At 65.1% G+C, this 11,547-nt stretch carries 7 protein-coding genes and 4 pseudogenes; 7 read left to right on the top strand and 4 right to left on the bottom strand.

The window, feature by feature from the left end; genetic code table 11:
• From JCM9942_RS18845 to JCM9942_RS05260, 3 genes and pseudogenes are all read right to left on the bottom strand, one after another.
• A pseudogene (locus tag JCM9942_RS18845) lies at window positions 1–111 on the bottom strand (thiol:disulfide interchange protein DsbA/DsbL); the annotation flags it as partial.
• A 117-nt stretch (window positions 112–228) separates the two neighbouring features.
• Window positions 229–873 (bottom strand): thiol:disulfide interchange protein DsbA/DsbL, encoded by a 645-nt coding sequence (locus JCM9942_RS05255; RefSeq protein ID WP_054658178.1) that lies wholly within the window; start codon window positions 871–873, stop codon window positions 229–231.
• Window positions 874–971: 98 nt separating this feature from the next.
• Window positions 972–1,756 (bottom strand): annotated as a pseudogene (locus JCM9942_RS05260) (c-type cytochrome).
• A gap of 231 nt (window positions 1,757–1,987) precedes the next feature.
• Between JCM9942_RS05260 and yihA the strand changes: the two are divergent.
• Window positions 1,988–2,623, top strand: a complete 636-nt coding sequence (gene yihA, locus JCM9942_RS05265; protein WP_054658180.1) for a ribosome biogenesis GTP-binding protein YihA/YsxC — start codon at window positions 1,988–1,990, stop codon at window positions 2,621–2,623.
• A 42-nt stretch (window positions 2,624–2,665) separates the two neighbouring features.
• Here the strand turns inward: yihA and JCM9942_RS05270 are convergent.
• Window positions 2,666–3,369: pseudogene (locus JCM9942_RS05270) on the bottom strand (VIT1/CCC1 transporter family protein).
• Window positions 3,370–3,530: 161 nt separating this feature from the next.
• Here JCM9942_RS05270 and JCM9942_RS05275 point away from each other — a divergent pair.
• The 6 genes and pseudogenes from JCM9942_RS05275 to JCM9942_RS05295 form a co-directional block, all read left to right on the top strand.
• On the top strand, window positions 3,531–4,895 hold the full coding sequence (locus JCM9942_RS05275) for a glutamate--cysteine ligase (protein ID WP_054658183.1): 1,365 nt from the start codon (window positions 3,531–3,533) through the stop codon (window positions 4,893–4,895).
• A 403-nt stretch (window positions 4,896–5,298) separates the two neighbouring features.
• A pseudogene (locus JCM9942_RS20015) lies at window positions 5,299–5,904 on the top strand (carboxypeptidase regulatory-like domain-containing protein); the annotation flags it as partial.
• Between the two features lie 1,178 nt (window positions 5,905–7,082).
• On the top strand, window positions 7,083–8,207 hold the full coding sequence (locus JCM9942_RS20020) for a TonB-dependent receptor domain-containing protein (RefSeq protein WP_256202306.1): 1,125 nt from the start codon (window positions 7,083–7,085) through the stop codon (window positions 8,205–8,207).
• A gap of 72 nt (window positions 8,208–8,279) precedes the next feature.
• A complete protein-coding gene (locus JCM9942_RS05285) occupies window positions 8,280–9,917 on the top strand; it encodes an alkaline phosphatase D family protein (protein ID WP_054658184.1) in 1,638 nt (545 codons plus the stop codon).
• A 52-nt stretch (window positions 9,918–9,969) separates the two neighbouring features.
• Complete coding sequence (locus JCM9942_RS05290) at window positions 9,970–11,145, top strand: hypothetical protein (protein ID WP_054658186.1); 1,176 nt, start codon at window positions 9,970–9,972, stop codon at window positions 11,143–11,145.
• Between the two features lie 98 nt (window positions 11,146–11,243).
• Window positions 11,244–11,547: glutathione S-transferase N-terminal domain-containing protein (locus JCM9942_RS05295; protein WP_172675048.1), on the top strand; the 304-nt coding region annotated here is incomplete at its 3' end.

Genomic DNA, 11,547 nt, shown 5'->3' on the forward strand with positions numbered 1-11,547 from the left:
CGGCGCGGCCGGGGTGGCCGGAGCGGTGGTGTCGGCCGAGCCATCCTGGGCCTTGCAGGCGACCATCAACGGGAGCAGGGCCATCAGGGCCAGGGCGAAGCGGATCTTCATCGGGTGGATCTCCAGCGGAAATTTGGGGTTCATCGGGCCGCGCGGAGCGGCCGGAGAACACATGATGACATTATGTGCAGGCGCGGCTGAACCGGCAGTCGGCCGCGAGGAAGCCGCTCAGCGGCGTTTGGCGGAAGCCCGTTCGCGGGCGATCAGTGCATCGGTGATGCGCACGGCATCCTCGAACGTGCGGCCCTTGACCAGGTATTTGCCGTTGACGATCAGCGCCGGTGTGCCCGGTGCACGCACGCGCATCGCAAAGCTGCGCGCACTTTCCAGCTTGCTGTCGACCTCGGGGCTGCGCAGCGCCTCGATATAGCGCTGCGGCTGCACGCCATAGCTGGCGTAGAAGCTCGCCAGTTCCTGCGGCGATACGTTCTGTACCGGCAGGCTGCGCTGCTCATGCAGGGCGCGGAACATGTCGCCGTGGCTGCGCTTGAGCACGCCGACCTGTTCGGCGGCATAGAACGCGCGGGCATAGGAGTCCCAGTAGCCACCGAAGACCGCCGGCACCCGCGTCAGCCGAACATCGCCGGCCTGTTTGGCGGCCCAGGCCTCCAGCAGCGGCTCGAAGTGGGCGCAATGCGGGCAGGTGTAGCCGAACAGCTCGACCACCTCGATCTTGCCGGCCAGCGGTGCGAACGGCCCGGGGGCGGCGATCAGGTCATAGTCCTGGCCTTCCACCGGCGTGGCGGGGGCGGCAGTGGCGGCCAGCGGCGCCAGGGCGAGCATCAGGGCCATCAGGCGGGAGAGAAACGACATAGGGCTAAAAGTCTCCAGTCAAAAATAAAGACGCCGACCTGGTGGGGCCGGCGCGTCTGCGAACAGCACCTGCCGGTCGCCGCAGCGACCTGCGCGGGCTAGGGTTGAGCGGGGGCAGCGGCCACCGTGGCGTCATCGGCCCGATCATGCAGGCCCTGCACATAGCTGGCCAGCGCCTGGATTTCCTGCCCGGTCAGTGCCTGGCTGACCTGCGCCATGATCTTGAACTGGGCCGCATCGGTTTCCCCGGTCTGCCCGGCCCGGTAGCGCTGCAGGCGCTGCGCCACGTAGCCGGCGTACTGGCCGCCGATGTGCGGGTAGGCCGGACCGGGATTGCCGGTGCCGGTGGGCCCGTGACAGGCGATACACGCGGGAATGCCGCGGCTGGCGTCACCGCCGCGGTAGAGCTTCTGCCCGATCTCGAAGAACTTCATGCCGGCATAAGGGCCCTCGCTGACCTGTGCATCATCGGCGACGCCGGCGCCACTTTTCTGCGTGGCGAAGTAGGCGCCTATATCACGCATGTCCTGGGCGGTGAGGTTCTGCACGAACGGCACCATCGCCGCCACCGCGCCTTCGTTGCGCTGGCCGTTGGCGATCAGTGCCACCTGCCTGGCGACATAACGTTCGCTCTGTCCGGCCAGGCGCGGGTAGATATCGATCGGCGAATTGCCGTCGGCGCCATGGCAGGCCGCGCAGGTGGAAGCTTTGGCCTGTCCGGCGGTGGCATCACCAGGCGGGTCTTGCTGAAATCGATTTCCAGCGGCGCCACGGCCACCGGCGCATTGTCGGGGACGGCGCTCACCGAACTCTGCGCAAACGCGACGACGGCGATCAGCGGTACAGCGAGTGCAGCAACGGCAAGAACACGAGCATGGCGCATGCGGAAGCTCCGTGTGGACCGGCCGGGCGGGGCTTCCGCCGGCATCGCCCGGATTATCAACGCCGTTTCGCGGCAGGGTCAACGCAGCACTGCAGCAAAAACCGCACGGGCACGGTGCCGAAGGGGGCGTAGTGGCCCGGGGGAGGGATTTTTCGCCGTTGCCGGGGGAAATGCCGCAGCGGCCATCAATCGGACCCGGCGCGCGGCGCCGCAACATGCGATCCTATGCCCATGTCACAGCTCCTCGAACGCGCCCAATACCTGCTTTCCGCCCACAATGCCAAGCAATTGCCGGAGGATATCGGCAATGAAGTGGCTTTTGCCGGTCGCTCCAATGCCGGCAAGTCCAGCGCCCTGAACGCCCTGACGCGCCGCAATGCACTTGCCCGCGTCTCCAAAACACCTGGCCGCACCCAGCAGCTGGTGTTCTTCCAGGTCACCCCCCAGGCGCATCTGGTCGATCTGCCCGGATACGGCTACGCCAAGGTGCCGCTGGACCTGAAAGCGCACTGGCAGGCCTTCATCGAGAAATATTTCCGCACCCGCGAGGCCCTGAAGGGACTGGTGGTGGTGATGGACATCCGGCACCCGTTGAAGGAATACGACCTGCAGATGCTCGGTTACGCGGTGCAGCGCGGCCTGCCGGCGCATGCGTTGTTGACCAAGGCCGACAAGCTCGGTCGGGGCCAGCAGATGCAGACCCTGCAACAGGTGAAGAAAGAGTTGTCCTCGCGCTTTGGCGACAGCGTCAGCGTGCAGTGCTTCTCCAGCGAATCCAAGCAGGGTGTGGATGAAGCCCGCCTGGTTGTCGGTGGCTGGCTGGGATTGAATCCGACCGTCGCCGATACCGATACCGCTGCCGGATAAGGACCCTCTCCACCACACCCCGGTGCGTGGCGCGGTGGGGGATCAGACCGGAATCTGGAACAGCCGTCCGATCAGGGCGGCGGCGGCCATCGCCATCGCTCCCCAGAACGTGACCCGCAAAGCCCCGCGTCCTGGCGAGGCGCCGCCCAGGCTGGCTGCCAAGCGCCCGTCAGGCACAGCCCGATCAGCGTGGCGAGGGTGGTTGCCAGCGTCACGTGGGCAGCGGGAACCAGCAGCGCGGTCAGCATCGGCAGTGCGGCACCGACGATGAAAGCCGCGGCCGAGGACGCGGCGGCCTGCAGCGGCCGGGCACGCAGGGTTTCGGTGATGCCCAGTTCATCGCGGGCATGGGCCGCCAAGGCATCGTGTGCGGTCAGTTGCTCGGCCACGGCACGGGCCAGTTCCTCATCCAGTCCGCGTTGGCGGTAGATGCGGGTCAGCTCGTCCAGCTCACTGTGCGGGTCTTCACGCAACTCGCGGCGTTCGAGGGCCAGATCGGCGTGCTCGGCATCGGCCTGTGATTTGACCGATACGTATTCCCCCGCCGCCATCGACATCGCCCCGGCCACCGTGCCGGCAACGCCACTGGCGATGATCGTGGTGGCGCTGGCGCCGCCAGCGGCCACCCCCACCACCAGTCCGGCGATGGAGACAATGCCGTCATTGGCGCCCAGCACGGCCGCCCGCAGCCAGCCAACCCGGTCGGAACGGTGTCTTTCGTAGTGCATATGACGGCTACGGTCCATGCCCCAGTGTAGCGGCCGCGCCCGTCAAGCCGCCATAGCTGGGATGCTGAAATCCGCGACTGTCCACATGGCCGGTGCAGGTGGCGCGATATAGTGCCGCCTTGCGATGGACCGCTCCGGACCCCACATCGCGCCTTCATTCCCCCAGTGCGAGCCAGCCCTTGTCGAGCCCCAGCCACGTCGCCGATACCCCCATCACCGACCGCGACCAACTGGTCCAGGAGATCGCGTCGGGTGAAAAACCCAAGGCGCAATGGCGCATCGGTACCGAGCACGAGAAGTTCGGCTTCCGCCTCGATGACCTGCGTCCGCCGGCCTTCGACGGTGACCGTGGCATCGAGGCGCTGCTGACCGGGCTGACCCGCTTCGGCTGGGCGCCGGTGCAGGAAAACGGCCGCACCATCGCCCTGCTGCGTGACAATGCTTCGGTGTCGCTGGAGCCGGCCGGGCAGCTGGAACTGTCCGGCGCGGCGCTGGAAACCATCCACCAGACCTGCGTGGAAACCGGCACCCATCTCAACGAGGTGGCGCAGGTGGCCGGCGAGCTGCAGCTGGGCTTCCTGGGAATGGGTTTCCAGCCCAAGTGGACGCGTGCGGACATGCCGTGGATGCCCAAGGGCCGCTACCAGATCATGAAGAACTACATGCCCAAGGTCGGCGCGCTCGGCCTGGACATGATGACCCGCACCTGCACGGTGCAGGTCAACCTGGATTTCGCCTCCGAGGCGGACATGGTGAAGAAGTTCCGCGTGTCGCTGGCGTTGCAGCCGATCGCCACCGCGCTGTTCGCCGACTCGCCCTTCACCGAAGGCAAGCCCAACGGCTACCTGAGCTGGCGCTCGCACATTTGGACCGATACCGATGCCGACCGCACCGGCATGCTCGACTTCGTGTTCGAGGATGGCTTCGGTTACGAGCGCTATGTCGACTATCTGCTCGATGTGCCGATGTACTTCTCCTACCGTGACGGCATCTACCACGATGCCAGCGGCCAGAGCTTCCGCGACTTCATGCAGGGCAAACTGCCGGTGCTGCCGGGCGCACTGCCCACGTTGCGTGACTGGTCGGACCATATGACCACCGCGTTCCCGGAAGTGCGGATGAAGAAGTATCTGGAAATGCGCGGTGCCGACAGTGGTCCGTGGAGCCGCATCTGCGCGCTGCCGGCGTTCTGGGTGGGGCTGCTGTATGACCAGACCGCGCTGGATGCGGCCTGGGACCTGGTCAAGGATTTCAGTCTGGCCGAGCGCCATGCCCTGCGTGACGGTGTGCCGGAGCAGGCCCTGCATCTGCCGTTCCGCAACGGCACCGTGCGCGATCTTGCCGCTCGCGCGCTGGAGATCGCGCGCGACGGCCTGCGTCGGCGCGCCGCGCTCAATGCCGATGGCCAGGATGAAACCCATTTCCTGGACGTGCTGCAGGAGATCGTCGATTCCGGCAAGACCGCCGCCGAGCGCAAGCTCGACCTGTTCCACGGCCGCTGGAACGGCCGTGTGGACCCGCTGTTCGCCGAGTTCGCGTACTGAACACAGTTGCCGCGCGGTAACCCGCGTAATGCGCACCGCCTGCCGGCAGCGCCGCGTATCGAGTCCATTGCCGGGCAGCGGCGACATCGTGCGCTGCCATCAATCCCTTGCCACGGGTGCTGCGCCGGTGGCGGGGATTTCCTGTTTCAACGGTGCGAGGCATCCGCACCTGGACGCCAGCGGATAGAGCCGGCGACCACATGTAAATGTTCTGTAACTGAAGGTGAATACGATGCGCTGCATCTGCCTGGAAGCAGTTTCCAGGCACGACCTACGCATATCTCTTCAGGAACAAATCATGATCGTAGTCAGGAAGTCGGCGCTGGCTGGTGCCATCGTGCTTGCGCTTTGCCTTGCGCCAGAAGCCTTCGCGCAGGAGCAGCGGCAGGTTTCGGAGCAGGCAATGGCCGGTGGTGCGGTTCGCGGCCGTGTCTTCAATACCGATAGTGGGCAGTACGTGCGCAATGCCGAACTGCGCGTTGCCGGAACCACCAATGTCGTCTACAGCGATCAAAGCGGTGGTTTCCGCCTCAATGGTGTTCCCGCAGGTGAGGTTGTGCTCGTCGTCCGCTACGCCGGGCTTGAGGAAAGCCGGGTGGCGGTCACGGTCACCAAGGATGAAGTGGCCAGCGTGGATATTCCGCTCAAGGCCCCCGCCTATGCATCGGGAGCCAGCGAGGCGGTGAGCCTGGAGGGTCTGACCGTCACCGCCAGTCGCGAAGGCCAGGCCAGCGCGATCATGGAGCGGCGTGCGGCGATGAATGCCAAGAACGTGGTGGCCGCCGACAACTATGGCGCGCTGACCATGGGCGACGTCGGCGAGTTCATGAAGTCGATGCCGGGTCTGTCGCTGGATTACACCGAAGTCGACGCCACCGCGGTGCGTATCGGTGGTCTGGATCCGAAGTATTCGACGTTCACCACCGATGGCGCACGCATGGCCACGGCCACCTCGAACAACAACTCCGGCCGGCAGAACTCGTTCGAGCAGATGTCGATCACCGGCATCGAGTCGATCGAGCTCAACCACACGCTGACCGCGGCGATGGATGCCGATTCGCCGGGTGGCAACATCAACCTGCGCAGCAAGCATGCGTTCCAGCGCAGCAAGCGTGATCTGGTGTTCCAGCTTGGTGCGGTGGGCACGTCCGATTCCAACTGGTCCGGCAGATATTTCCCCGACGACAAGAAGCACGACACGATCTATCCCTCCGGCCAGTTCGGCTTCGGCGATGTGTTCATGGACGGCCGCTTCGGCGTGGAGTTCAACGCCAGCTACAACGCCAACTATGTGCAGCAGGACCGCATCCAGACCGACTGGGCCTACAAGCCCGACGGCAGCGCCATGCCCTACCGGGTGATGTGGCGTCCGGGTCCGAAGAAGACCAGCCGTACCGCCGCCAACCTGAGCCTGGACTACCAGATCACCGACAACCTGGTCGCCTCGCTGCGCAGCACCTACTCGATGTACGACGTGGAGTACTTCAACCAGTACACCTACCTGATTTTTGGCACCACGTCCAAATCCGAAGCCGCGCCGGGCTCCACCCCCGAGCACATCGTGGTGGATCCCAATGGCACCAACACCCGGCTGCATACGCAGTACTCGCATCGCTATGCCGGTACCCCCGCCTATCTGGTCGCGCCCAAGCTCGAGTACAAGGGCGAGAGCTGGGAGGCGGTGCTGCGCGGCAGCTACTCGTCAGCCGAGTTCAACTTCCGCGACAACAGCAAGGGCTTCTTCCAGCGCACCGACAGCTGGCTGACCGGTATCGGTTTCACTCTTGATCGCCCGTCGGAAGGTTCGCACGCGTGGAATCTGGCGCAGACCGCAGGGCGGCCCTGGAACGATCCGGCCAACTTCAATCGCGATCACCCCATCGGCTACAACGTGCGCACTGCCGAATCCGATGCGGTCAACGACCAGTCCGGTATCAATCTCGACCTGAAGAAGCATCTGAGCTGGAACGACAACCCGCTCACGCTGATGGGCGGTCTGGGCACGCGCAGCAACGACTGGCGCACCAATGAAGGTTCCTGGCAGCAATACAAGTATGTCGGTCCGAACGGCAGCCAGACCGATCCCTCGGCCTCGGTGCCGTGGACCGGGAATTACGACTTCGCGATCATCGGGACCGGCGCGGGCAACCTGAACGATCAGGCTGGCGCGCTGACAACAACTACGCGATGTACGACATCTACCGGGAGCATCCGGAGTACTTCGTGCCGGACGTTATCGGCAACCTCAAGCGCCGGCTCGACAACAACAAGCGCATCCAGGAAGACGTGGATGCCGCCTACATCGAAGCGGAAACCCGCATTGGCGATGCACGCTTCGACCTTGGCCTGCGCTATGAGAAGACCCGTACCGCGGCGCGCATGGCCGACGTGCGTCCGCGCAGCGAGGTCCAGGCCGCCGGGCTGGACCCGAACACGGTCGAAGGCCTGCTGTACCAGTACAACAACGGCCGCTACACCACGCGCAAGGGCGAGTACGACGATTTCTTCCTCAGCGGCGGCATGAAGTACGACTTCACCGACAAGCTGGTCGGCCAGTTGTCCTTCAGCCAGTCCATCCTGCGCCCGGATTACGGCAACCTCGGTGGTGTGGTGTCGGTGAACGAGGACACGATGATCGTCACCGTGCCCAACGCGCAGCTCAAGCCCGAGCATTCCACCAAGTACTACGCCAGCCTGCAGTACTACCTGGAGCCGTCGGGCATGCTGGGGCTGTCGTATTACAAACTGGACATGCAGGACATGCAGGTCACCGGTATCACGGTCGATCCGGAAAGTGTGGGTTTCAACCCCGGTGATTACGAAGGCTATACCTTCCGCAGTGCGCAGAACCTGCCGGGCACCAGCACCAACGAAGGCATGGTGCTGGAGTACAACCAGCAGCTCACCTTCCTGCCCGGTGCGCTCAAGGGCCTGAGCCTGTACGGCTCGCTGACCCATGTGAATCCGGATGGTCCGCGCCAGAACATTCCCAAGGAAGCAGCCAACTGGGGTGTCCGCTACAACTACGGGCGCTTCGATTTCCAGATCAACGGCAACTACCAGTCCGAGCATCGCGTCAGCGCCTTGAGCAACACGCCGACCACTGCCAACAACGGCATTCTCTACCGCGATTCGCGTCAGCTGTGGAATATCAGCGCCAGCTACAAGCTGACTGACAACATCGACGTGATGCTGGCCGGCCGCAACATCTTCAACGAGCCGGAAGTCATCTACTCCAACATCCCCAGCCGCGTGCAGATGTACACGGTCTACGGCTCGATGTGGAACTTTGGTATCCGCGGCCGCTTCTGATCGCCACTGCACCCCTTCCGCGCCGGGCGCGGAAGGGTTTTTTCTATCTGGATTCCCGTTGGAGACTGCTTCGTGACCGTCAATATCGATCGTCGCCGCCTGATCATCGGCGCCGGCCTGGGGGTTGGTGCGCTGCTGCTGCCGGTCGGCCGCGCGTTGGCTGGCGAGCTGCTCGGCGCCAAAGGCTTCACCCACAATGTCGCCAGCGGCGAACCCGGCCCGCATTCCATGCTGCTGTGGACGCGCTATTTGCCCCCGGCAGGCAGCAATGACGTGACCCTGCAGGTGGAAATGGCGCTGGACCGCGCGTTCACCCGGGTGGTGGCCGGCGCCAGTGTCCGCACCGGGAGCTACCGCGACTGGACGGCCAAGCTCACTGTCGACGGTCTGCAGCCGGCGACCACCTACTGGTATCGCTTCATCGCACCCGATGGCAGCTTCTCGCCGGTGGGCCGCACCCGTACGCTGCCGGTAGGCGAGGTCGCCAGCTTCAGGCTCGGCCTGTTCTCCTGCGCCAATCTGCCGGTCGGCTGGTTCAATGCCTACGCGCATGCGGCCGAGCGCGAGGACATGGACCTGTGGCTGCACGTGGGCGACTATCTCTACGAATATGGTCTGGCTTCCTACAAAACGCAGGACCGGGTTGCAGGACGTGAGGGGCTGCCGGCGCACGATCACGAAATGGTTTCGCTGCTGGATTACCGCCTGCGCCTGGCCTGCTATCGCGCCGATCCGGACCTGCAGCGGCTGCATCAGATGGCACCGATGGTGGCGCTGTGGGACGACCACGAGATCACCAACGACAGCTGGGAGGGCGGCGCGCAGAACCACCAGCCCGCCAGCGAAGGTGACTGGAACACCCGCAAGGCGGCCGCGGTGCAGGCCTATCGGGAATGGCTGCCGGTGTCCGACGAGCCGTGGAAGCAGTATCCGATCGGCACGCTGGCCACGCTGTACCGCACCGAGTCGCGCCTGATCGGGCGCACGCAGCCGGCCGATATCCGCAGCGCCTATCTGGCCGGTACCCGGGAGGCGCTGGAGGCGTTCCGCGATGGCCCGTGGCAGGATCCCTCGGCAACGATGCTCGGCCTGGAGCAGGAGAGCTGGCTGTACCACGGTCTGCAGCACAACGCCGGCAACACCACGTGGCAACTGGTGGGGATGGGCACTATTCTCGGTCGCACATTGATGCCGGAGCAGACCCTGGGCTGGCTGCGCCCGGAGGCCAGCGAACGTACGGTGCAGGCCTTCAAGGACAACATCCGCGGCGCACGCGTTGGCCTGCCGATGTGGATGGACCGCTGGGATGGCTACCCTGCCGCGCGTTCGCGTCTGCTGCGTGCGGCGCAACAGGCCGATGCCAACCTCGTGATGCTCTCCGGTGACAGCCACAACGCCTGGGCCTATGCGCTGGAGGAGGGCGGGCAAGCGGCGGGGGTGGAGTTCGCGGTGCAGGCGGTCACTTCTGGCGGTATCGAAGGCAGCATGGCCACCGATCCGAAAACGGTGGCTGCGGCCTTCATGGCCCGCAACCCGGAAATCCGCTGGTGCGATACCGCACAGCGCGGCTACGCGCTGCTGGACATCAACCCGCAGCGGATCCGCTGCGAGTGGGTGTTCATGCAGGACATCAAGACCCGCACGACCGCGTTGGCCGGCTCCCATCAGATGACCGTGCAGCGCGGACAGAACCGTTTCAGCGGCGCATGAACTGCCGCCCGCCTGCCAACCGGCCACCTGCATCCGTTTCCAGGAATCTCCCATGAAAAACAGTTTCTACCTGATGCTGGCGCTGCTGGCGGCTCCGGCGCTGGCCGGGGAACCGGCTGTCACCTCCGGCAAACCCCCTTTGCTGCCATTGAAGCAGGACGGGGGCACTTGGGATGCAGGACATGTGCAGGGCATCGCCGTGGACCGGCAGGGCGGCTTCATCTACTACTCGTTTACCAATCTGCTGGCCAAGTTCGACTTCGAGGGAAAGCTGGTGGGTACCTTGGCCGGCTGGACCGGTCATCTGGGTGATCTGGATCTCAACCCCGCTGACGGGCGGATCTACGGCTCGCTCGAATACAAGGCCGATCAGGCGTTCTACATCGCCATCATCGATGGCCAAGGCATCAACCGGGTGGGGATGGATGCCGCCGAGGGCGAGGTTTTCCGCACGGTCCATCTGCCCGAGGTGGTGGACGACTACACCGCCGACGTGGATGGCGACGGTCGCTTCGATGGCGATGACGGTCGCTACTCCGGCAACGAGGCGCAGTCACCGGATCACCGCTATGGCTGTTCGGGCATCGACGGAGTGGCGTTCGGGCCACGCTTCGGTGCGAGCGAGGGCCCGCTGTACCTGACCGTGGCCTACGGCATCTACGGAAACACCGCACGCACCGACAACGACCACCAGGTGCTGTTGCAATACGACATCCGCGACTGGGCGCGTCACGCGCAGCCACTGATCGAGGCACGCCCGCACCGGCAGGGACCGGCGGAGGTTGACGGGAAGTACTTCGTGTACACCGGCAACACCACCTATGGGGTGCAGAACCTCACCTATGACGCTGCATCGCAGCGCTGGTTCATGGGCGTATACCGCGGCCGCAAGGCGGCATTTCCCAACTACCAGCTGTTCGCCGTGGATGGCCGGGCGGCGCCGGTCCTTGGGGATCTGGTCGGGGTGCCGGCGGCCGATGGCAAGGGCTGGGAACAGGGCCTGCGACTGGCCCTGGCCGCCGATGGCCAGCGCGATCCGGCGACCGGCATCCGTGGCTGGAACCAGAAGGCCGATGTCGGCTTGCAGTCGCTGGGCGGGGGGCTGTTCTATTCCGTGCGCAATTCCGGTGCAAAGGGCGCGCAGCAGGCCGAACTGACGCTGATGCGCTGGACCGGCGACACATCGCAGCCGCTGATGCCGGTGTTGACGGAGCCGCCGGGGCAATGACCGCCGCCGGCCGGATTCGTCTTGCAGCGCAGCGGGCACTTCCGGGAGATACCGCAGCGTGTTGCTAGACTGCCGTTCCACCATCCGGAGCCACGTGCATGGGCAGTTCGAACGATGAGATTGTCTTCTACACCCACCCGCAATCGCGCGGCCGCGTCGTGCGCTGGATGCTGGAGGAGATCGGGCAGCCCTACCGCGTCGAGGTGATGGGCTACGGACAGAGTATGAAGTCGCCGGAGTATCTGGCGATCAATCCGATGGGCAAGGTGCCGGCCATCGTCCACCGCGGCGTGGTGGTGACTGAAACCGCGGCGATCTGCGCCTATCTGGCCGACGCGGTTCCGGCCGCCGGGTTGGCCCCGGCGCTGGCCGATCCGCTGCGTGGCAGCTACCTGCGCTGGC

Origin of the sequence: Stenotrophomonas pictorum JCM 9942 (assembly GCF_001310775.1) — a bacterium.
Taxonomy (GTDB): Bacteria; Pseudomonadota; Gammaproteobacteria; order Xanthomonadales; family Xanthomonadaceae; genus Stenotrophomonas; species Stenotrophomonas pictorum.

Coding starts and splice junctions, on each gene's coding strand:
- JCM9942_RS05255 (WP_054658178.1), bottom strand. CDS start 873: ATGTCGTTTCTCTCCCGCCTGATGGCCCTGATGCTCGCCCTGGCGCCG.
- yihA (WP_054658180.1), top strand. CDS start 1,988: ATGTCACAGCTCCTCGAACGCGCCCAATACCTGCTTTCCGCCCACAAT.
- JCM9942_RS20020 (WP_256202306.1), top strand. CDS start 7,083: ATGTACGACATCTACCGGGAGCATCCGGAGTACTTCGTGCCGGACGTT.
- JCM9942_RS05290 (WP_054658186.1), top strand. CDS start 9,970: ATGAAAAACAGTTTCTACCTGATGCTGGCGCTGCTGGCGGCTCCGGCG.